Annotated in this window: 21 protein-coding genes; 13 read left to right on the plus strand and 8 right to left on the minus strand. The window is 73.5% G+C overall.

Going from position 1 to position 19,631, the window contains the following annotated elements:
* Positions 1-294: 294 nt before the first annotated feature.
* Positions 295-729 (minus strand): methylmalonyl-CoA epimerase, encoded by a 435-nt coding sequence (gene mce, locus KSE_RS24860; protein WP_033259707.1) that lies wholly within the window; start codon positions 727-729, stop codon positions 295-297.
* Positions 730-976: 247 nt separating this feature from the next.
* Between mce and KSE_RS24865 the strand changes: the two genes are divergently transcribed.
* On the plus strand, positions 977-2,167 hold the full coding sequence (locus tag KSE_RS24865) for an acetyl-CoA C-acetyltransferase (protein WP_014138115.1): 1,191 nt from the start codon (positions 977-979) through the stop codon (positions 2,165-2,167).
* 90 nt (positions 2,168-2,257) lie between these two features.
* Entirely contained in the window at positions 2,258-3,211 is a 954-nt protein-coding gene (gene meaB / locus KSE_RS24870) for a methylmalonyl Co-A mutase-associated GTPase MeaB (RefSeq protein ID WP_014138116.1), read from the plus strand.
* Between the two features lie 16 nt (positions 3,212-3,227).
* On the opposite strand, the gene KSE_RS24875 is transcribed toward meaB, so the two are convergent.
* Positions 3,228-3,746, minus strand: coding sequence for a MarR family winged helix-turn-helix transcriptional regulator (locus KSE_RS24875; RefSeq protein WP_014138117.1), 519 nt, complete (start codon positions 3,744-3,746; stop codon positions 3,228-3,230).
* 188 nt (positions 3,747-3,934) lie between these two features.
* On the opposite strand from KSE_RS24875, the gene KSE_RS24880 reads away from it, so the two are divergent.
* The 6 genes from KSE_RS24880 (at position 3,935) to KSE_RS24905 (ending at position 9,009) form a co-directional block, all read left to right on the plus strand.
* Entirely contained in the window at positions 3,935-4,954 is a 1,020-nt protein-coding gene (locus tag KSE_RS24880) for an MBL fold metallo-hydrolase (RefSeq protein ID WP_014138118.1), read from the plus strand.
* A 94-nt stretch (positions 4,955-5,048) separates the two neighbouring features.
* Positions 5,049-6,449, plus strand: a complete 1,401-nt coding sequence (locus KSE_RS45915; protein WP_014138119.1) for an ATP-binding protein — start codon at positions 5,049-5,051, stop codon at positions 6,447-6,449.
* Positions 6,446-6,865 carry a roadblock/LC7 domain-containing protein gene (locus KSE_RS24890; RefSeq protein ID WP_014138120.1) on the plus strand — a complete coding sequence of 140 codons (420 nt, stop codon included), beginning with the start codon at positions 6,446-6,448 and terminating at the stop codon, positions 6,863-6,865. The genes KSE_RS45915 and KSE_RS24890 overlap by 4 nt, the downstream gene beginning before the upstream one ends.
* The gene (locus KSE_RS24895; protein ID WP_014138121.1) at positions 6,862-7,215 is read left to right on the plus strand and encodes a DUF742 domain-containing protein; all 354 of its coding nucleotides are present in this window, start codon (positions 6,862-6,864) and stop codon (positions 7,213-7,215) included. The genes KSE_RS24890 and KSE_RS24895 overlap by 4 nt, the downstream gene beginning before the upstream one ends.
* A gap of 70 nt (positions 7,216-7,285) precedes the next feature.
* Positions 7,286-7,834 carry a GTP-binding protein gene (locus tag KSE_RS24900; RefSeq protein WP_033259719.1) on the plus strand — a complete coding sequence of 183 codons (549 nt, stop codon included), beginning with the start codon at positions 7,286-7,288 and terminating at the stop codon, positions 7,832-7,834.
* Positions 7,831-9,009: a cytochrome P450 family protein gene (locus KSE_RS24905; RefSeq protein WP_014138123.1), complete on the plus strand. Its 1,179-nt coding sequence runs from the start codon at positions 7,831-7,833 to the stop codon at positions 9,007-9,009. The genes KSE_RS24900 and KSE_RS24905 overlap by 4 nt, the downstream gene beginning before the upstream one ends.
* Before the next feature lie 77 nt (positions 9,010-9,086).
* On the opposite strand, the gene KSE_RS24910 is transcribed toward KSE_RS24905, so the two are convergent.
* The 4 genes from KSE_RS24910 to KSE_RS24925 all read right to left on the minus strand — a co-directional run bounded on the left by KSE_RS24910 (position 9,087) and on the right by KSE_RS24925 (position 12,287).
* Positions 9,087-9,887 carry an AIM24 family protein gene (locus KSE_RS24910; RefSeq protein ID WP_033259718.1) on the minus strand — a complete coding sequence of 267 codons (801 nt, stop codon included), beginning with the start codon at positions 9,885-9,887 and terminating at the stop codon, positions 9,087-9,089.
* A 218-nt stretch (positions 9,888-10,105) separates the two neighbouring features.
* Positions 10,106-10,756: an AIM24 family protein gene (locus KSE_RS24915; protein WP_014138125.1), complete on the minus strand. Its 651-nt coding sequence runs from the start codon at positions 10,754-10,756 to the stop codon at positions 10,106-10,108.
* Positions 10,756-11,394 carry an AIM24 family protein gene (locus tag KSE_RS24920; RefSeq protein WP_014138126.1) on the minus strand — a complete coding sequence of 213 codons (639 nt, stop codon included), beginning with the start codon at positions 11,392-11,394 and terminating at the stop codon, positions 10,756-10,758. The genes KSE_RS24915 and KSE_RS24920 overlap by 1 nt, the downstream gene beginning before the upstream one ends.
* A 119-nt stretch (positions 11,395-11,513) precedes the next feature.
* Positions 11,514-12,287, minus strand: coding sequence for a DUF2127 domain-containing protein (locus tag KSE_RS24925; RefSeq protein ID WP_033259717.1), 774 nt, complete (start codon positions 12,285-12,287; stop codon positions 11,514-11,516).
* Between the two features lie 181 nt (positions 12,288-12,468).
* Here KSE_RS24925 and KSE_RS24930 point away from each other — a divergent pair, with 181 nt between their 5' ends.
* Positions 12,469-12,801, plus strand: a complete 333-nt coding sequence (locus KSE_RS24930; protein WP_033259703.1) for a DUF3817 domain-containing protein — start codon at positions 12,469-12,471, stop codon at positions 12,799-12,801.
* Between the two features lie 80 nt (positions 12,802-12,881).
* Here the strand turns inward: KSE_RS24930 and KSE_RS24935 are convergent, their stop codons facing one another.
* A complete protein-coding gene (locus tag KSE_RS24935; RefSeq protein ID WP_014138129.1) occupies positions 12,882-14,516 on the minus strand; it encodes a M4 family metallopeptidase in 1,635 nt (544 codons plus the stop codon).
* A 462-nt stretch (positions 14,517-14,978) separates the two neighbouring features.
* Here KSE_RS24935 and KSE_RS24940 point away from each other — a divergent pair, with 462 nt between their 5' ends.
* The 4 genes from KSE_RS24940 to KSE_RS24955 all read left to right on the plus strand — a co-directional run bounded on the left by KSE_RS24940 (position 14,979) and on the right by KSE_RS24955 (position 18,799).
* Complete coding sequence (locus KSE_RS24940) at positions 14,979-15,518, plus strand: MarR family winged helix-turn-helix transcriptional regulator (RefSeq protein ID WP_014138130.1); 540 nt, start codon at positions 14,979-14,981, stop codon at positions 15,516-15,518.
* Between the two features lie 73 nt (positions 15,519-15,591).
* Positions 15,592-15,933: a DUF3817 domain-containing protein gene (locus tag KSE_RS24945; protein ID WP_063747490.1), complete on the plus strand. Its 342-nt coding sequence runs from the start codon at positions 15,592-15,594 to the stop codon at positions 15,931-15,933.
* Between the two features lie 204 nt (positions 15,934-16,137).
* Positions 16,138-17,823 (plus strand): acyl-CoA mutase large subunit family protein, encoded by a 1,686-nt coding sequence (locus tag KSE_RS24950; RefSeq protein WP_014138132.1) that lies wholly within the window; start codon positions 16,138-16,140, stop codon positions 17,821-17,823.
* A 94-nt stretch (positions 17,824-17,917) separates the two neighbouring features.
* The gene (locus KSE_RS24955) at positions 17,918-18,799 is read left to right on the plus strand and encodes a sigma-70 family RNA polymerase sigma factor (protein WP_014138133.1); all 882 of its coding nucleotides are present in this window, start codon (positions 17,918-17,920) and stop codon (positions 18,797-18,799) included.
* A gap of 9 nt (positions 18,800-18,808) precedes the next feature.
* On the opposite strand, the gene KSE_RS24960 is transcribed toward KSE_RS24955, so the two are convergent.
* A complete protein-coding gene (locus tag KSE_RS24960; RefSeq protein ID WP_014138134.1) occupies positions 18,809-19,492 on the minus strand; it encodes a TetR/AcrR family transcriptional regulator in 684 nt (227 codons plus the stop codon).
* Positions 19,493-19,631 lie beyond the last annotated feature (139 nt).

Consider the following 19,631-nt stretch of genomic DNA (forward strand, 5'->3'; position numbering starts at 1 on the left):
CCGGCCGCGCGGACGCGCGGTCGGACCGGGTGGTCCTTGCAATCGCTCCGCCGTCCGAGTGGACTCCTGAGCGAACTGTTGCCTCTGGAGAATGGTGACAGATCCGAACGGCGACCGTCCGGCCGTGCCCGCGTCGTGGACTCCCCTGCGGTGCGCGGACCGGTGGTACCAGCGCACCTGGGCATTGTAGTGGGAGCCGCGACGGGGGGAATGGGGGCGAGGTGCTTTTCGGAAGTTACCGGCCGGTTCGTTACCGGCCGGCGGCCTCCCGTACCCGCTCCGTACCGGAACGGATCAGTGCTCGCCGGGCTCCGCGCTGGTGACCAGCTCGGTCAGCACGCCGCCGCAGTCCTTGGGGTGCAGGAAGGTGATCCGGGAGCCCATCGACCCGCGCCGCGGCTCGTCGTACAGCACCCGCACGCCCTTGCCCGCGATCGCGGCCGCGTCCCCGTCCACGTCGGCCGTGCCGAAGGCGATGTGGTGCACCCCCTCGCCGTTCTTCGCCAGCCACTTGGCGACCGTCGAGTCCTCCCGGGTCGGCTCCAGCAGCTGCAGGTAGGAGGCGCCGCCGTCCCCGGTGTCGTTGATCTTCAGCATCGCCTCGCGGACGCCCTGCTCCTCGTTCACCTCGCTGTGGAACACCTCGAAGCCGTAGGTGGACCGGTAGAACTCGACCGTCCTGTCCAGGTCGAAGCAGGCGATGCCGATGTGGTCGATGCGGGTCAGCACGGTGGCGGTCCTCCGGTGGGCGGGGCGGACATGGGGCGGCACCCAGTGCAGCGCATTCCCGCGGCCGGACGCCAGCGGGCCGCGCTGCGAGCCTGCTCACACGTTTCCTTCCCCGCCCCGGCACGGTGTTCACTGGTCAGTGCCAGTAGCGCTGATCACACCTGCCGGGCGGTGACGCAGAGGTGACCGATCAGTACATTGACCGCATCTCCCCACCCTCTGGTCCGACGCGCGAAGGGGCTCGTCCATGACTACTTCTGTGATCGTCGCAGGTGCCCGCACCCCGATGGGGCGGCTGCTCGGCTCGCTCAAGGACTTCTCCGGAGCCGACCTCGGCGGCTTCGCGATCAAGGCGGCGCTGGAGCGGGCCGGCATCACCGGCGAGCAGGTCCAGTACGTGATCATGGGCCAGGTGCTGCAGGCCGGCGCGGGCCAGATGCCGGCCCGGCAGGCGGCGGTCAAGGCGGGCATCCCGCTGAGCGTCCCGGCGCTCAGCATCAACAAGGTCTGCCTCTCCGGGCTGGACGCGATCGCGCTGGCCGACCAGCTGATCCGGGCCGGCGAGTTCGACGTGGTGGTGGCCGGCGGCCAGGAGTCGATGACCAACGCCCCGCACCTGCTGCCGAAGTCCCGCGAGGGCTTCAAGTACGGCGCGATCGGCATGCTCGACGCGATGGCGCACGACGGCCTCACCGACGCCTACGAGAACATCCCGATGGGCGAGTCCACCGAGAAGCACAACGCCCGGCTCGGCATCACCCGCGAGGTGCAGGACGCCATCGCCGCCGCCTCGCACCAGCGTGCCGCCAAGGCCCAGGCCGACGGCGTGTTCGAGGCCGAGATCGTCCCGGTGCCGATCCCGCAGCGCAGGGGCGAGCCCGTCCTGTTCTCCCAGGACGAGGGCATCCGGGCCGACACCACCGCCGAGGGCCTGGCCAAGCTGCGCCCCGCGTTCACCAAGGACGGCACGATCACCGCCGGCACCTCCTCGCAGATCTCCGACGGCGCCGCCGCCGTCGTGGTGATGAGCAAGGCCAAGGCCGAGGAGCTGGGCCTGAGCTGGCTCGCCGAGATCGGCGCGCACGGCAACGTGGCGGGCCCGGACAACTCGCTCCAGTCGCAGCCGTCCAACGCGATCAGGCACGCCCTCGGCAAGGAGGGCCTGGAGGTCGGCGACCTCGACCTGATCGAGATCAACGAGGCGTTCGCCGCCGTCGCCCACCAGTCGACGAAGGACCTCGGCGTCAGCGCCGACATCGTCAACGTCAACGGCGGCGCGATCGCGCTCGGCCACCCGATCGGCATGTCCGGCGCCCGCGTGGTGCTGCACCTGGCGCTGGAGCTCCAGCGCCGCGGCGGCGGCACCGGCGCGGCCGCGCTGTGCGGCGGCGGCGGCCAGGGCGACGCGCTGATCGTCAAGGTGCCCGCCCAGGGCTGAGCCGGCCCGTCCCCCCGGCCCCGCGGCGCCGCGCGAGCGGCCCGCGGGGCGTCCGTCTTTCCGCCGTTGCGCAGCGAGGAGCAGAACCCGATGGCCGATGTGGCGACGCTGGTCGAGCAGGCCCGGCAGGGCCGTCCCCGGGCGGTGGCCCGGCTGATCACCCTGGTGGAGAACGCCGCGCCCGAGCTGCGCGAGGTGATGGCGGCGCTCGCCCCGTACAGCGGGCGGGCCTACACGGTGGGCCTGACCGGCTCGCCCGGGGTCGGCAAGTCGACCTCCACCTCGGCGCTGGTCAGCGCCTACCGCAGGCAGGGCAGGCGGGTCGGGGTGCTGGCCGTCGACCCGTCCTCGCCGTTCTCCGGCGGCGCGCTGCTCGGCGACCGGGTGCGGATGCAGGAGCACGCCACCGACCCGGAGGTGTTCATCCGCTCGATGGCCACCCGCGGCCACCTCGGCGGCCTGGCCTGGGCCGCCCCGCAGGCGCTGCGGGTGCTGGACGGGGCCGGCTGCGACGTGATCCTGGTGGAGACCGTCGGCGTCGGGCAGTCCGAGGTGGAGATCGCCGCGCAGGCCGACACCTCGGTGGTGCTGCTGGCCCCCGGCATGGGCGACGGCATCCAGGCCGCCAAGGCGGGCATCCTGGAGATCGGCGACGTGTTCGTGGTCAACAAGGCCGACCGGGACGGCGCGGACGCCACCGCCCGCGAGCTCAACCACATGCTCGGCCTGGGCGAGTCCCGGCAGGCCGGCGACTGGCGGCCGCCGATCGTCAAGACCGTCGCCGCCCGCGGCGAGGGCCTCGACGAACTCGTCGACTCCCTGGAGAAGCACCGCGCCTGGCTGGCCGAGACCGGCGAACTCGCGGCCCGCCGCCGCCGCCGCGCCGCCCAGGAGGTCGAGGCGATCACCCTGGCCGCGCTGCGCGCCCGGATCGGCGACCTGCGCGGCGACCGGCACCTGGACGCCCTGGCCGGCCGGGTCGCCGCGGGCGAACTCGACCCGTACGCGGCGGCGGACCGGCTGGTGGCCGAGCTGACCTCGTGAGCCGACCGGACAGGACCTAGCCCCGGCCGCGGAGCCCGCGCAGGTGCTCGGCGATCGGGGCCAGGGCCGCGTACAGCGCGTCCAGCTGCTCGTCGGTGAGCCGGTCGACGAAGTGCTCGCGGACGCTGCGGACGTGGTCCGGGGCGACCTTCCGCAGGGTCTCCCAGCCGTGCTCGGTCAGGTGCGCGTACAGGCCGCGGCGGTCGCCCGGGCACTCCTGGCGGAGCACCAGGCCGGCCGTCTCCATCCGGGTGATCTGGTGCGAGAGCCGGCTCTTGGACTGCAGGGTGGCGGTGGCCAGGTCGGTCATCCGCATCCGGCGCTCGGGCGACTCGGAGAGGACGACCAGGATCTCGTAGTCGTTGAGCGCGAGGCCGTGGGCCTGGAGCTCCCGGCTCAGCTGGTGGTCGAGCAGCTTGCCGACCTCCAGGTGGGCGCGCCAGAACCGCTGCTCGCGGGCGTCGAGCCAGGGCGTGTCCGCCTCCCCGGTCCGGGACGGGGGGACCGCCGGCGCTTCGGTCGCAGAGTTGTCCATGCCGACGAGTATAGCCGAAGTTGTTCAATGTTGTACGAATTCACCGCTCCCGCCCGGGACCGCCGCCCGGAACGGCCGGGCGCTCCGTCCCCGCACCACCGCCCTCCCGGACGGCCCTTTTCGGCCTGGCATGTCCAATTCGTGGGCCGGAGCCGAGCGGTGACACAGCGTTGGGCATAATCGCGCCCATGACGACGCGGAGCGCGAACTTCCATTCGATAGCCGACGGTGTATACGCGTGGCAGCCGCAGCAACGGGGTTGGGGCCTGGCCAACTGCGGACTGGTCGCCGCCGACGGCGCCGCGCTCTGGATCGACACCCCGTACGACCGCACCCTGGCCGGCGAGTTCCTGGCCCGCACCCGGGCCGTCCTCGCCCCCGGCACCGAGGTCGGCCGGATCGTCGTCACCCACGCCAACGGCGACCACATGTGGGGCGCCGGCGTCCTGCCCGACGCCGAACTGATCACCACCCGCGAGGCGCTGCACCACATCGCCTACGAGCCCACCCCCGCCCAGCAGCAGGCCCTGCTGGACGGCCTCGACCGCGGCGAGGACACCGGCGCCTACCTGCACGAGCACTTCGGCTGCTTCGACTGGTCCGGCACCCCGCCGGTCGTCCCCGACACCGTCTTCACCGGCGAACTCGAACTGCGCGTCGGCGACATCCCGGTGCAGGTCAGCAGCCTCCCGCCGGCCCACACCAGCGGCGACCTGATCGTCCACCTGCCCACCCGCTCCACCGTCTTCACCGGCGACGTCGTCTTCGGCTCCACCGCCGAACGCCCCGGCGACCACCCCGTGCACTGGGCCGGCCCGCTCGGCAACGTCATCGACGCCGTCGAGCGGCTGCTCGACACCGGCGCCGAGACCGTCGTCCCCGGCCACGGCCCGCTGCTCACCCGCGCCGACCTGCGCGGCCACGCCGGCTACCTGCGCTACGTCCGCGACCGGGCGCACGCCCTGCACGCCGCCGGCGCCACCGCCGCCGAGGCCGCCCGCACCGTCATCGACGAGAACCGCTACCCCGAACTCGGCCTCCCCGAGCGGCTGCTGGTCACCATCGGCACCGAGTACCGGCACCTCGACGGCACCGAGCCGCCCGCCATGCTGGAGGTCGTCGGCCGGATGGCCCACCTCGCCCGGCAGCGCACCCGCGCCGCGGCCGACCGGGCCGCCACCGCCGCGACCGCCACCGCCACCGCCTGAGCCAGGGCACCGCCCGAGCCCACGGCCCAGCCCGAGCCAGGGCACCGCCCGCCGTCCCCGCCTCCCCGCCGCGACGAATCCCCCCGAGGACCCCATGGTCGAGATCGTGCTCGCCCTCCTGGCCGGCGCCGCCCTGACCGCCGGACCCCTGCTGTGGTCCGCCCGGCGCGCCACCCGGGCCGCCCGCGCCGCCGCCCGGCGCGCCACCGAGGCCGACCACCGCGCCGAGGGCGCCGAGGTCCGTGCCCGGGCCGCCGAGGACCGCGCCCGCACCGGCGAGGAGCGCGCCCGCGCCGCCGAGGCCCGGGCGCACTCCGCCGAGGCCCGGTGCACCCTCGCCGAGGCCCGGCTGGCCGCCGCCGTCCGCGAGTTCACCCACCTCGCGCACGAGCGGCTGCCCGCCGCCGCCACCGCGCTCACCCACCCCCGCACGCCCGTCCCCGGCCCGCTCGACAGCACCGGCGGCGGCGAGGAGCTGCAGCACGCCCTGGAGTCCGTGCTGGCCGCCGCGCTGCGCGCCGCGCTCGCCGAGCGCGAGCGCACCGACGCCGCCGCCCGGGCCGCGCTGCGCGGCTCCGCGTCCAAGATCCAGGCGCTGCTGATCCAGGTCCGCTCGCTGCTGGAGGAGATCCAGCTCTCGGTCGACGACCCCCGGCTGCTCGCCCTCGACTTCCGCAACGAGCTCACCCTGCGCCGGGTGCAGTCCCTCGCGGTGCTCTCCGGCGCCTGGCCCGGCATGACCCGGGAGGACTCCCCGCTCGCCGAGCTGTGCGTCGGCGCGCAGTCCCGGGTGGCCGGCTACGCCCGGATCGAGATCACCAACCACCTGCGCGAACCCCGGCTCGCGGTGGCCGCCCGGGCCGCCGAGCCGGTCGCCATCGCGCTCGCCGAGATCCTCGGCAACGCGACCGCCTACTCCCACCCCGAGACCCGGGTCGTCGTCTCCCTCGAACAGGGCAGCTCCGGCGCCCTCGTGGTGGTCGACGACATGGGCGTCGGCATGGAGCCCGACCAGCTCGAACGGGCCGGCGACCTGCTCGACGGCCAGGCCGAGGTGCTGCTCACCGAGCTCGGCGACCCGCCGCAGGCCGGCTTCGCCGTGATCGGCCTGCTCTGCCGCCAGTTCGGCTTCGGCTGCCGGGTCGAGCCGTCCCCGTACGGCGGCGTCCGCGCGATCCTGCGGCTGCCCGCCGAACTGCTCACCCTGACCGACCCGGCCGCCCCGCTCTCCGCGCTCGCGCCCCGGCCGGTCGGCCAGGGCGCGCCGGTCTTCGACGCCGGCGACGCCCTGCCCACCCGCAAGCGCCGCGCCCCCCGCGTCCCGCGGCAGGACGCGCCGTCCCCCCTCCCCGCCCCGGCGGGCACCACCACCCCCGACCGGGCCCGCAGCGCCTGGTCGGCGCTGCAGAGCGGCACCGCCGCCGGCCGCAGCGCCGCCGACCGCACCGCGAGCCCCGAAGGACCCGCCGCACCCGAAGGAGTCGAACACCCGTGACCGCCCCGCTCCGCCGCCACACCGAGGACCTCTCCTGGGTCCTCACCCCGCTGCTCGACCTCCCGGGCGTGCAGAACGCCGTCATCGCCACCGGCGACGGCCTGGTCACCGGCCACTCCGCCGACCTCGGCCGGGACGGCGCCGACCGGGTCGCCGCGATGACCGCCTCGCTGCACGCCGCCGCCCGCGCCTTCACCACCGCCTTCACCGGCGAGGAGAAGACCGCGCTCAGCCAGACCGTGGTCGAGTCCGAGCACGGCTACGCCGTGGTCACCCCGGCCGGCGAGAACTCCTCGCTGGCCGTCTTCGCCCTGCCCGGCGCCGACCTCGGCACCATCGCCTACCAGATGCAGGTGCAGGTCGCCGCGCTCGCCCGGGCGCTGGCCAGCCCGGCCCGGGAGGCGAGCCGCCCGTGACCACGCCGCCGCGCCGCCGGCTCGTCCCGGCCTACCTCGCCACCCACGGCCGCGCCGCCGCCGCCGGCACCAACGCCCTGGACCGGCTCAGCGTGCTGCACGCCGCCGCCGACTTCCCGGCCGGACTCGGCGGCGAACACCGCCAGTTATGGGAGCTGGTCCGCCCCGGCGCGCTCACCCTCGCCGAGGCCGCCGCCCACCTCCGGCTGCCCGTCAGCGCGACCACCTTCGTCGCCGCCGACCTGGCCGAGCGCGGCGCGCTGGCCGTCCGCGCGCCGATCCCCTCCGCCCAGCCGGTCAACCGGGACCTCGCCGAAAGGCTCCTCAGTGGACTTCGCGCCCTCAAGTAGCACCGCCGTCCTGCCCGGCGACGGGCCCGCCGGTGCCCCGGCCTACCTGCCGCCGACCGACCCGATCCTGATGAAGCTCATGGTCACCGGCCCCTTCGGGGTCGGCAAGACCACCTTCGTGCGCACCCTGTCGGAGATCCCGACCCTGCACACCGAGGAGACCATGACCGCGGCCGGCGCCCCGGTCGACGACATCAGCCACACCCCCGGCAAGACCGCGACCACCGTCGCCGTCGACTTCGGCCGGCTCACCCTCTCCGACGGCGAGTTCGTCCTCTACCTGTTCGGCACCCCCGGCCAGCGCCGCTTCCTGCCGCTCTGGGAGGACCTCGCCCGCGGCGCCCTCGGCGCGCTGATCCTGGTCGACACCCGGCGGCTCGCCGACGCCTTCGACGCGATGGACCTGATCGAGGAGGCCGGCCTGCCCTACACCGTCGCCGTCAACCGGTTCCCCGACACCCCGCCGATCGCCCTGGACGCGATCCGCGCCGCGCTCGACCTCGACCCGGCCACCCCGCTGGTCGAGTGCGACGCCCGCGAGTACGGCGGCTGCGTCGACGCCCTGATCACCCTCACCGAACACGTCCTGGACCGGCTGCCCCCGGAGAACGCCCCGTGACCGTCCGCACCGCCCTGTACGGCCCGCAGTTCGCCGCCGACCCGCACGCCCACTACGCCCGGCTGCGCGACCGCGGACCGCTCGCCCCCGTCGAACTCGCCCCCGGCGTCGACGCCTGGCTGGTCACCGACTACCACGTCGCCCTGGAGGTCCTCCGGGACACCGACACCTGGACCCGCGACCCGCGCCGCTGGCAGGCCACCCAGCCCGCCGACTCCCCGATCCTCCCGCTGTTCGGCTGGCGCCCCACCGCGCTGTTCTCCGACGGCCCGGCGCACACCCGCTACCGCCAGGTCATCACCGACAGCGTCGGCATCCTCGAACCCCACCTGCTGCAGCGCGACACCACCGCCGTCGCCGAACAGCTCATCGCCGAGTTCGCCGACACCGGCCGGGCCGACCTGCTCGCCCAGTACGCGTACCGGCTGCCGCTGCTGATCCTCACCTCCTGGTACGGCGTGCCCGACCCGGACATCGACCGGATCAGCAACGCGATGAACCACTCCTTCGAGACCTCCAGCGGCGCCGCCGCCGCGTACGCCGACCTGGTCGCCGTCGTCACCGAGCAGGTCGCCGACCGCCGGGCCAACCCCCGGCACGACCTGATCTCCGCGTTCCTCGGCCACCCCGCGAAGCTCGCCGACGACGAGGTCGTCCGGCACATCACCCTCACCCTGATGGCCGGCCACGAGCCCACCGCCAACCTGATCGCGGGCGCCCTGCTGCGGATGCTCTCCGACGACCGCTACGCCGGCTCGCTGCACAGCGGCGCGATGACCGCCCACGACGCGGTCAACGAGGTGCTGTGGAACGACCCGCCGCTGTCCAACTTCTCCCCGCACTACCCGCGGCGGGAGCTGGTCTTCCACGGCACCCCGCTCACCCCCGAGCAGCCGGTCCTGGTCTCCTACGCCTCCGCCAACGCGCAGGCCGCGCTCACCCCCGCCGAGAGCGAGTCGCTCGGCGGCTCCTACGCGCACCTCGCCTGGGGGGCCGGCCCGCACCGCTGCCCGGCCCGCCAGCCGGCCGTCCTGATGGCCGTCACCGCCATCGAGTACCTGATCAGCCGCCTCACCGACCTGCGGCTGGCCGTCCCGCGGGCGGACGTGCTGTGGCGTCCGGGCCCGATCCACCGGGCGCTGACCGCGCTCCCGGTCGAGTTCACCCCGCTGTAGCCGGGAACGCGGGAGCCGGGGACGCGCGGTGCTCCGCGTCCCCGGCTCCCGTTCCGTTCCGTCCCGTCCCGCTCCGCCTAGAGCCCGAAGCGCCGGCCGAGGTCGCCCAGGTTCCCGAGCCCGGTCAGCCCGGCGCCGCCGCCGTGCTGTTGCTGCTGGTGCGGGAGGTTCGCGCCGGGGATGCCGGGCTCCGCGCCGACCACGCCGACCGAGCGGTCGGCCATCAGCGTCTCGGAGGACTGCATCAGCACCTGCCCGGCCCCGATGAACTCGAACTGGTGCTCCTCGCCGCTGGCGCCGCCGATCCCGGTCAGGTGCCGCAGGCCGCCGAGGACGCCGTGCAGGTAGCTGTGGTCGTAGTGGTGGCAGGGCGCCGGGCAGTCCGCCCAGCCGACCAGGGCCTGCGGGTCGACCCGGACCGGGGGCTCGACGAAGTGCACCGGCCCGTTGGACGCGGCGACGAACTTGCCGGTGCCGATCAGGGTCAGGAACCCCGGGATGATCGACTGCTTGAGCCGCAGCGTCGGCTCGAAGGCGAGCAGGTTGCCGGAGCGCACGGTCAGGTTGCCGTCCTCCAGGTCGTACGAGTTGAGGTCGTACGCCCGGTCGGCGAGCAGCAGCCGGCCGCGCCCCTCGGCGACCACCCAGTCGGCGGCGTGCAGCGGCGAGTTGAAGTTCTGCTCCAGCACCCGGTCGAGCGCGCCGCGGCCGATCCCGGAGAAGCGCATCTCGCCGTAGTAGGCGATCATCTTCCCCTTCTGCAGGTAGTACGCGCCGTTCAGGTCGACCGAGAAGCAGTACGGGTTGACGTTGTCGTTGGACGGCAGGCTGCCGGCGTCCCAGACCTGCGGGCCCGCTCCGCCCGGCGGCTGGAACACGGGGGCGCCGAACTGCCCGGCGGGCGGGGCCTGGTGGGGCGGCGGCGGGATGTGCATCCCGGCCTGGGTGGCCTGGTACGACTGGTCGTACTGCTGCTGGGAGTAGCCCTGCGGCGGTCCCTGCGGCGGGTACGGCGGGGGCTGCTGGCCGTACGGCTGCGGCGGCTGCTGCTGCGCGTACGGGTCCTGGCCGTAGGGGTTCTGCGGGGGGTAGGACATCAGAGCTTCACCTCGCTGGCCTGGACGTAGACCGTGCCGTGCCCGGAGAGTTCGAGTTGGAAGGCCTCGCCGGAGCCGCGTCCGACCATGTCGCGCCAGCCGAGCGCGCTGGAGAGCTTGTTGGTGACCTCGCCGCGGTGCGCGACGTAGGCCTGCGGGTCGACGTGGACGGGCTGGCCGGGGGAGATCGGCAGTTCGATGACGCCGCCGTGGGCCATCACCGCGACCGCGCCCTTGCCGGTGAGCTTGGTGGTGAACAGGCCCTGGCCGGTGACCTGGCCGCGGACCACGCCCATCAGGCCGCCCTGCTGGCCCATGAACATGGTGGACTGCTGCAGGCCGCCCTCGAAGGCGAGCAGCCGGTCGGCCTCCACGTAGAGGGTGTCGCCGACCAGGTCGACCACGTGCACGTGGTGGCCGCCGTGGCCGAACAGCACGGTGCCGTGGCCCTCGACGGTCATCAGCGGGGTGTCCTCGTTGGCGACCCGGCGGCCGATCATCGACATCACGCCGCCCTGCCCGCCCATCAGGTTGGGCTGGAAGGTCACCTCGCCGGTGTAGCCGAGCATCGAGCCGCGCTGGGAGAGCACCCGCTGCCCGGGCAGCAGCTGGGCGGAGACCATCTTGTTGTTGATCCTGGTGAAGGCCATCAGACCTCGCCCCCCAGCGTCATCCGCTCGGAGGGCTGGACGTAGACCAGGCCCTCGCCGGTGAACTCGACCTGCATCGCCTCGCCGCCGCCCTCGCCGATCAGCGTGGTCCAGCCCGCGCCGGACTTGAGCGCCCGGTGCAGGTTGCCGGTGTGCGCGACGTACGCCCCGGGGTCGACCCGCAGCGGCATCCCCTGCGAGACCCGGAGGACCACCGCGGGGCCCTTCGAGGTGACCGCGGCCCAGCCCTGGCCCTCCACCTTGGTGGTGAACAGGCCGGTGCCGCTGGCCATGCCGTTCAGCCCGGTGAAGGAGGTGCCGGTGTGCAGTGACGCCTCGGTGCAGAGCAGGTTGTCGGACTCGACGAACAGGGTCTCCCCGTTCAGCCGGACCAGATTGATCTCGGTGGCCTTGTCGGCGAAGTAGCAGGTGCCCTGCCCCTTCACCTCCATGACCTCCATGCGTTCGCCGGTGAGCCGGCGGGTGACCATGCCGCGCAGGCCGTCGCCGCCGCCGGAGAGCTTCTTGAAGCCCATCTGCCCGGTGTAGGCGACCATCGAGCCGTTGCGTGCCTTGACGGTGTCGCCGGCGAGGTCGACGGCGAGGACTTTGGACCCCTGGAGTCGGAACTGTGCCACGTCCGGGAATCTAGCGGCCCCCTCCCCGGGTGGGGAGGGGGCCGGGGTCCGCTGGTACCCGTTCGGTACGAAACCCGTACAACGGACGCCGCGTCAGCGGGACATAAGCGGACAAAGCATCAGACCGGCTGCGGCAGCGCCCCCGCGGCCGACTCGACCTCCAGCAGCGAGGCCGAGTGCCGCTCGGCCTCGAACGCGGCGCGGCCGCCGCGCAGCCCGAACAGGCGCTTGGAGAGCATGATCCAGAGCACCGCGGCGATGTTCAGCAGCAGCGTGCCGATCTTCAGCGCGCTGACGTGCTCGGTCAGCTCGTAGACCTCCAGCGGCAGGAACGCGGCGGTGGCGACCACGGTCAGGTACTCGGCCCAGCGGTGGCCCCACCAGAGGCCGAACGCCTCGACGATCTCGACCAGCGCGTACACCACCAGCGCGACGGCCACGTAGACCAGGGTCGAGTGCTTGTACTCGAAGGTCTTGCGGACGGTGTCGACGATCGGCGAGTGCTCCAGGTCGAAGTGGAAGTGGTCGGTGACCGGCTTGAAGACGGTCAGGTTCTCGTCGAAGATCCGGCGGACCGCGTCCCTGCTGTTGGAGAACTTCCACACCCCCCAGGCGACGACCACGATCAGCAGGCCGCGCAGCAGCCGCTCGACGGCCAGGAAGCGCAGGATGAACAGGTCGCGCAGGGCCTTGCCGCGGGGCACCAGCGGCGCCTCCTCGGCCGGGCCGGAGCCGTGCGGCTCGCCGAGCGCGAAGTCGCCGCAGCGCAGGCAGCGCCAGGCGGTGCCGACGGCGGTGGCGGTGTGCAGCCGCGCCCGCAGGTCGGGTTCGTCGGGCGCGTAGGTGATGTGCCCGCGCTTGGCGCAGGTGTGCCGGTCCCAATCCCGCTTCAGCATGTGGTGGTTCCCCCCGTGGGTCCGGCGCGCTCCGACCGTCGGAGCGCGCGCAGCACAGCAGGATAGGGGGTCCCCGTCCGGCGCCGCCGTCGGGTCGGTGATAATAGACCCGGCTTGTGCGTCCGTTCACAAGCCGGGCCGTTCGCGAGCCCAGCCGTCCGCCGTGCCCCCGTGAGGAATCCCCGTGAAGAGCGTCGCCGCCGTCCACCGCCTGCGCCTGGTCTCCGGCCCCGAGGGGCTGTCCTTCCTGCTGCTGCTGGTCTGCTCGGTGCTGAAGCGCACCACCAGCTTCGACGCGGTGCCGGTGATGGGCATGGTGCACGGCGTGCTGTTCGTGCTGTACGTGGTCTTCCTGGCGCAGGCGTACCAGGCCCGCCGCTGGGAGCCGAAGCGCGGCCTGCTGATGTTCGTCCTCGCGGTGGTGCCGACCGGCGGCTTCTTCGCCGAGCGGATGCTCGCCAAGGAGGAGCGCGGCGAGCTCGACGCCCCGGCGCCGGCGGCCGCCGCCTGACCTCCCCGGAACGTGGTGCGCGGCGGCCGGGCCCCCTCGTGGGGCCCGGCCGCCGCGGGCTTCTCGTCAGCCGGTCGGCGTCAGTTGACGTTCACCCCGGTCCAGGCGGCCGCGACCGCGTTGTACTCGGCGGAGCCGGCGCCGTACAGGTCCTTCGCCGCGTTCAGGGTCGCCGTGCGGGCGGCCTTGTAGTTGGTGGTGGAGGTCATGTAGACGGTCAGCGCCCGGTACCAGACCTGGGCGGCCTTGGCCCGGCCGATGCCGGTCAGGGCCGCGCCGTTGTAGGTCGGCGAGTTGTAGCTGACGCCGTTGATGGTCTTGGCGCCGCTGCCCTCGGCCAGCAGGTAGAAGAAGTGGTTGGCGACGCCCGAGGAGTAGTGGACGTCCTTGCTGCCGACCGTCGAGGACCAGTAGTCGGCGGACGCGCCGTCCTTGGACGGCTTGTCCATGTAGCGCAGCGGCGTGCCGTTGCCGTTGATGTCGATCAGCTCGCCGATCAGGTAGTCCGGGTTGTCCTTCGGCAGGTTGGCGTAGAACTCGACCAGGCTGCCGAAGATGTCGGAGGTGGCCTCGTTCAGGCCGCCGGACTCGCCGGAGTAGTTCAGGCCGGCCGTGTTGGACGTCACGCCGTGGCTCATCTCGTGCCCGGAGACGTCGAGTTCGGTCAGCGGGTGGGTGTTGCCCGAGCCGTCGCCGTAGGTCATGCAGAAGCAGCTGTCGTCCCAGAACGCGTTGACGTAGTTGCTGCCGTAGTGGACCCGGCTGTACGCGCCGACGCCGTCGTTGCGGATGCCGCTGCGGCCGAAGGTGTTCTTGTAGAAGTCCCAGGTGACGGCCGCGCCGTACTGGGCGTCGACGGCCGCGGACTCGCTGTTGGAGGCCAGGCCGTTGCCCCAGGTGTTGGTGGTCTTGGAGTAGAGGGTGCCCTTGCCGGAGGTCTTGCCCGCCAGCGTGCTGGTGTACTGGCCGCCGCGGGTGGCGTCCTTCAGCGTGTACGTGGTGCCGGTCAGCGTGGTGGTCAGCGAGACGCTGCCGACGAAGACGCCGTTGCCGGTGCCGTTCGCGTTGGCGGTCTGGATGTCCTCGTGGCTGGAGAGCACCGCGCCGCTGTCGGCGTCGGTGACCAGCCGCTGGCGGCTCGGGGTGCCGTCCGCCCGGACGCCCTCGACGGTGGTGCGGTACGCCAGCCGCGGCGCGCCGTCGGCGGCCCAGACCACCAGCTCGGGGCTGCCGCTGGCGCCGGAGACCGAGGCCAGCGCGGCCTCGTCGGCGTCGTGCGCCAGGCCGACGGTGGCCCGCACCGCGCCGGCCGCCTGCGCGGCGGCCTGCCCGGCCGTCAGCTTCGGGCTCAGCGAGGCGGGGGCCAGGCTGCCGGCGACGGCCTTGTCGCTGGACTTGACCCTGCCGTTGGCGGCCTGGTGCACGACCAGGTCGCCGCCGAGCACGGGCAGCCCGTCGTAGGTGCGCTCGTAGCGGAAGTGCCGGGTGCCGTCGGCGTCGACGACGGCGTCCTTGACGACCAGCTTCTCCCGCGCGCCCAGGCCCAGGGCCTTGGCGGCGGCCGGTGCCTGCGCGGCGGCCAGCGCGAGCTGGTCGGCCCGGCCGAGGGAGGCCGGGTTCGGGGCGGCGTACGCCATTCCGGCGCTCACCTGGATCGCGCCGGCCAGCAGGGCCGAGGCAGAGAGAACAGCGCCGACAGCGAGCTTTCGCTTCACGTACGGGTTCCTTCCGGATCAACCGCGTGTGTGCGCGGTCGCACCTCGCTCCGGGGCACCGGGGTCAGTGCCTGCTGGGGCGGAACGGGTGCTGACGTGCGGCTCCGTGCGGTCAGGTGACAGCCGCCGGTGGGGTGGGCCGGCGGTGTCGAACGGGGCTGGCCAGAAGCATGACGACGCCGCGAATGCCGGGACAGCGGTTCGGCAACTATTGGCAAACTCTCGCCAACGGCCCGGTCCGGGGGATTCCGGGAAATCGGATGTTTCGCCGCGAACCATGCCGCGCGGGCTGGGCGAAGGCCCAACTCCGGTGCAATCACTGAATATTGCCGGAATATGCACGGTAAAGAGCCGTCATCCGGCCGGGCTCGTCTGTTTGGCGTGATCCCGCCAAGAAGGGCGGGTTGTCCATCATCGTGGACACCTGCTACCCCCGCCCGCCCCCGCGGGTACGGTGGGGGCGTGCCCAAGCCCCTCGCCCTCGACTTCGACCCGATCGCCCGCGCCGACGAACTCTGGGAGCGCCGTTGGGGCAAGGTCCCCTCGATGGCGGCGATCACCTCGGTGATGCGCGCCCACCAGATCCTGCTGGCCCGGGTCGACGCGGTGGTCAAGCCCTACGGCCTGACCTTCGCCCGCTACGAGGCCCTGGTGCTGCTGACCTTCAGCCGGTCCGGCGAACTCGCGCTCTCCAAGATCGGCGAGCGCCTGATGGTCCACCCCACCAGCGTCACCAACACCGTCGACCGCCTGGAGCGGGCCGGCCTGGTCGCCCGCCGCCCCAACCCGCTGGACGGCCGCGGTGTGCTCGCCGCCATCACCGAGCGCGGCCGCCAGGTGGTCGAGCGGGCCACCCGCGAACTCGTCGCGGTCGAGTTCGGCATGGACGGCTACGACGCCGACGCCTGCCGCGAGGTCTTCGAACTGCTCCGCCCGCTGCGGGTCGCCGCCGGCGACTTCGCCCCGCCCGCCGGGGAGGGGCCGGACCGGGAGCGGGCGTAGGGGCGGTTACCCTCGTACCAGCGGTGCGCCCGAGGTGGGCGCGGCCGGCCCGAGCGAGGCGAGGAACGAGAAGATGAAGGCGACCCCCCTGCTGGGCTGGTACCGGGTCCTGGCGATCGCGACGGGTGTCGCGCTCCTGGTGTTCTGCGGGTTCATCATCGCCAAGTACGGCTTCGACGCGGGCGCCGACGCCACCACGTACGTCGCGATGGCGCACGGCTACCTCTACATCGGCTACTTCGTGGTGACCTTCCTGCTCGGCCAGAAGCTCAAGTGGCCGCTCGGCCGGATGGTCGCCTTCCTGGCCGCCGGCTGCGTCCCGTTCGCCTCGTTCGTCGCCGAGCGCAAGGTCGTCGCCGAGGCCGGGACCAAGCTCGTCCCCGCCCAGACCACCCGCGAGACCGCCGGCGTCTGAGCCCCCGCCCCGCCCGTTCCGCGACGCCCCTCCCCGCCCGCCGGGGGAGGGGCGTCCGGCGTTCCCCCGACCGTCCGGGGGACGTCCGGGAGTGTTCGGCGGGCAGGCGTCGACAGGTACTAGGACGTCCGAGTAAATTGCTAGGACATCCAAGTAGTTCTGCCGACCCGCGAGGGCGGCCGCACGGAGCGGGAGTCGGAACCGATGGACGCCGAGCAGATCGAGGCCGGACGGCAGCGCTGGCAGCAGCGGTACGACAAGGCGCGCAAGCGCGACGCGGACTTCACCACGCTGAGCGGCGAGAGCGTCGACCCCGTGTACGGGCCGCCGCCCGGACAGCACGTCGAGGGCTTCGAGCGGATCGGCTGGCCCGGCGAGTACCCCTACACCCGCGGCCTGCACCCCACCGGCTACCGCGGCCGCGCCTGGACCATCCGCCAGTTCGCCGGCTTCGGCAACGCCGAGCAGACCAACGAGCGCTACCGGATGATCCTGGAGGCCGGCGGCGGCGGCCTCTCGGTCGCCTTCGACATGCCCACCCTGATGGGCTACGACTCGGACGACGCCCGCGCGCTCGGCGAGGTCGGCCACTGCGGCGTCGCGATCGACTCCGCCGCCGACATGGAGGTGCTGTTCCGGGGCATCCCGCTCGGCGAGGTCACCACCTCGATGACGATCAGCGGCCCGGCCGTCCCGGTCTTCTGCATGTACCTGGTCGCCGCCGAGCGCCAGGGCGTCGACCCCGCCGTGCTCAACGGCACCCTGCAGACCGACATCTTCAAGGAGTACATCGCGCAGAAGGAGTGGCTCTTCGCCCCCGAGCCGCACCTGCGCCTGATCGGCGACCTGATGGAGCACTGCGCCGCCGGCATCCCCGCCTACAAGCCGCTCTCGGTCTCCGGCTACCACATCCGGGAGGCCGGGGCCACGGCCGCCCAGGAGCTCGCCTACACGCTGGCCGACGGCCTCGGCTACGTCGAGCTCGGCCTCTCCCGCGGCCTGGACGTCGACGTGTTCGCCCCCGGCCTGTCCTTCTTCTTCGACGCCCACCTCGACTTCTTCGAGGAGATCGCCAAGTTCCGCGCCGCCCGCCGGATCTGGGCCCGCTGGATGCGCGACCACTTCGGCGCGAAGACCGAGAAGGCGCAGTGGCTGCGCTTCCACACCCAGACCGCGGGCGTCTCGCTGACCGCCCAGCAGCCGTACAACAACGTGGTCCGGACCGCCGTCGAGGCGCTCTCCGCCGTCCTCGGCGGCACCAACTCGCTGCACACCAACGCCCTCGACGAGACCCTCGCGCTGCCCAGCGAGCAGGCCGCCGAGATCGCCCTGCGCACCCAGCAGGTGATCATGGAGGAGACCGGCGTCACCAACGTCGCCGACCCGCTCGGCGGCTCCTGGTACGTCGAGGCGCTCACCGACCGGATCGAGGCCCAGGTCGAGGAGATCTTCCGGCGGATCCTCGACAAGGGCAGCGCCGAGCACCCGATCGGCCCGATGACCGCCGGCATCCTGCGCGGCATCGAGGAGGGCTGGTTCACCGGCGAGATCGCCGAGGCCGCCTTCCGCTACCAGCAGGGCGTCGAGAAGGGCGACAAGCGGGTGGTCGGCGTCAACTGCCACCCCCGCAGCGTCACCCCCGAACTGGAGATCCTCCGGGTCAGCCACGAGGTCGAGCGCGAGCAGGTCCGCGCCCTGCGGGAGCGGAAGGCGCACCGCGACGAGGCCGCCGTCCGGGCCGGCCTGGACGCCATGCTCACCGCCGCCCGCGAGGGCACCAACATGATCGAGCCGATGCTCCGCGCCGTCCGGGCCGAGGCCACCCTCGGCGAGATCTGCCACGCGCTGCGCGCCGAGTGGGGCACCTACCAGGAGAACGCCACCTTCTGACCGGGCCCCGCCGACCGCCCCGCCCGGCACCGACTCCGTTCCCCCCTGGCAGAGTTGGGGGCGTCGTATGACCCCGAACGGAGGGATGTGGCGGATGAGTGGGGGAGCGCAGCTCGCCGAGCGGTTCGAGGCGCACCGGCCCCGGCTGCGCGCGGTCGCGTACCGGATGCTGGGCTCGCTGGGCGAGGCCGACGACGTGGTGCAGGAGACCTGGCTGCGGCTGGACCGGCACGCCGAGGAGGTGGAGAACCTGGGCGGCTGGCTGACCACGGTCGCCTCCCGGGTCTGCCTGAACGAGCTGCGCGGCCGGGAGCGGCGGCGCGAGGAGGAGCTGGACACCTCGGTGCCGGACCCGGTGCTGGCCGCGCCGGAACGGGACGACCCGGCGGCGCAGGCGCTGCTGGGCGACCGGGTCGGCCTGGCGCTGCAGGTGGTGCTGGGCACCCTCGGCCCGGCCGAGCGGCTCGCGTTCGTGCTACACGACCTGTTCGGCGTCCCGCTGGAGGACATCGCGCCGCTGCTGGGGAAGTCCCCGGCGGCGGTGCGGCAGCTGGCCAGCCGGGCCCGCCGGCGGGTCAGGGAGCGGGCGCCCGAGCCGGACCGGGACCCGGCGGCGCAGCGGGCCGCGGTGGGGGCGTTCCTGGCGGCCTCCCGGGAGGGCGACTTCGCGGGCCTGGTCGCGGTGCTCGCCCCGGACGCGGTGCTGCGGGCGGACGGCGGCCCGGCACTGGCCGAGCTGAGCAAGGTGATCCGCGGCGGCACGGTGATCGCGTCCTCGGCGCAGGGCTTCCGGCACCTGGCGCCGTACGCCCGCCTGGTGCTGGTGAACGGCACCTACGGCACGCTGACGGTGGTGGACGGCGAGCCGCGCTCGGTGATGTCGTTCACCGTGGTGGACGGCCTGATCGCGGGCATCGACGTGCTCAACGACCCGGTGCGGCTGGCCGCGCTGATACCGGCGTTCCCGGCGCTCTGAGCGGCCCGCTCAGCGCTCCGGGCCCGGGAAGGGCCCGAGCAGCAGCGTGGTGAAGCGGCGGATCCAGTCCGCGGTGACGGGTTCGCCGCTCACCAGCAGCCGGTGCTCGACGGTGCCGGCGATGGTGTCGAAGATGATGCCGACCTCCTCGGCGGCCGCCGCCGGGTCCCGGTCGGGGTCCATCTCGCCGCGGGCCTGGGCGTTGGCCCGGCCGAGCTCGACCAGCACCTTCTGCGGCTGGACGATCCGCTCCCGGATCCGCCGGCGCAGCTGCGGGTCGCGGGAGCCCTCGGCGAACAGCGCGAGCAGCGCGGCCTGGGTCTCGGGCAGCGTGAGCAGCTCGGCGAAGCGGGCGACCACGGCCTCGATGTCGGCCCGCAGGCTGCCCAGGTCGGCGCACTCCAGCTGGTCGAAGAGGCTGGCGATGGCGTCGACGACGAGTTCGCTCTTGGACGGCCAGCGCCGGTACAGCGTGGTCTTGGCGACGCCGGCCCGCTGGGCGACGTCGCCCATGGTGAGGCCGCCCCAGCCGAGTTCGGCGAGCGCCTCCCGGGTGGCGTCCAGGATGGCCTGGTCGGCGGCGGCGCTGCGCGGCCGGCCCTTGCCGCGGACGAGCGGGGCGAGCGGGACGGGCGGGGCACCCGCGGACGGCGGGTCCGGGTGCTCGGCGGGCTGCCGGGTGGTGGGGGCCACCGCGCCTCCTGGCTTGTTTACTCAGAAGTAACTTGTTCGCCCCACGGTAGCGACCCGCCGCCCCGTCCGGCACCCGCCCGGACCCGGAAAGTGGGACAGCTCACGCCCCGGGAGCGGGCGGGGGGCTTGCGGGGGGAGC

It is taken from the genome of Kitasatospora setae KM-6054, from assembly GCF_000269985.1.
Classification (GTDB): Bacteria; Actinomycetota; Actinomycetes; order Streptomycetales; family Streptomycetaceae; genus Kitasatospora; species Kitasatospora setae.

Bases quoted from the DNA above. Each gene is read 5' to 3' on its own strand.
- KSE_RS24875 (WP_014138117.1), bottom strand. From the start codon at position 3,746: ATGGACAACTCTGCGACCGAAGCGCCGGCGGTCCCCCCGTCCCGGACC.
- KSE_RS24945 (WP_063747490.1), top strand. From the start codon at position 15,592: ATGAAGGCGACCCCCCTGCTGGGCTGGTACCGGGTCCTGGCGATCGCG.
- KSE_RS24900 (WP_033259719.1), top strand. From the start codon at position 7,286: ATGAAGCTCATGGTCACCGGCCCCTTCGGGGTCGGCAAGACCACCTTC.
- KSE_RS24865 (WP_014138115.1), top strand. From the start codon at position 977: ATGACTACTTCTGTGATCGTCGCAGGTGCCCGCACCCCGATGGGGCGG.
- KSE_RS24955 (WP_014138133.1), top strand. From the start codon at position 17,918: ATGAGTGGGGGAGCGCAGCTCGCCGAGCGGTTCGAGGCGCACCGGCCC.
- KSE_RS24915 (WP_014138125.1), bottom strand. From the start codon at position 10,756: ATGGCCTTCACCAGGATCAACAACAAGATGGTCTCCGCCCAGCTGCTG.
- KSE_RS45915 (WP_014138119.1), top strand. From the start codon at position 5,049: ATGGTCGAGATCGTGCTCGCCCTCCTGGCCGGCGCCGCCCTGACCGCC.
- KSE_RS24950 (WP_014138132.1), top strand. From the start codon at position 16,138: ATGGACGCCGAGCAGATCGAGGCCGGACGGCAGCGCTGGCAGCAGCGG.
- meaB (WP_014138116.1), top strand. From the start codon at position 2,258: ATGGCCGATGTGGCGACGCTGGTCGAGCAGGCCCGGCAGGGCCGTCCC.
- KSE_RS24880 (WP_014138118.1), top strand. From the start codon at position 3,935: ATGACGACGCGGAGCGCGAACTTCCATTCGATAGCCGACGGTGTATAC.